Source organism: Streptococcus sp. HMSC061E03, assembly GCF_001813505.1.
In the GTDB taxonomy this organism is placed as follows: Bacteria; Bacillota; Bacilli; order Lactobacillales; family Streptococcaceae; genus Streptococcus.
This window is the reverse complement of the sequence record NZ_KV812788.1, coordinates 1-305: the sequence shown is the minus strand read 5'-3', so window position 1 is coordinate 305 and position 305 is coordinate 1. Positions and strand designations below refer to the sequence as shown.

General features: G+C 31.1%; 1 protein-coding gene. It reads right to left on the bottom strand.

Annotation, left to right across the window (positions count from 1 at the left end):
- On the bottom strand, window positions 1-305 hold a 305-nt coding region (locus HMPREF2917_RS07275), incomplete at both ends, for a transposase (protein WP_141751539.1).

Genomic DNA, 305 nt, shown 5'->3' with positions numbered 1-305 from the left:
TTTTGTTTTGGGCCAAACATTTTTGTTATTAAAATAATCCTGTTTCTAAAATGGTAATAGTTTCTAAAGCCATAGGCATTTCTTTTAAGTACTTTTATTTTATTGTTGATTCCTTCGATAGGGCCATTTGTTCTAGTTGGATGCTCACAAGTATTTTGAATATATGGCAGATAAGTAATTAGAGTCTTTAATACTCTTTTTAAACCAGGAGATAGGTCTAATTGTGTAGCTGCTTCAATCGTTTCCTTGAATTCAATATAATCTCTGTCCTGAATACATTCACGAAGTGAATGTACAACCTCATA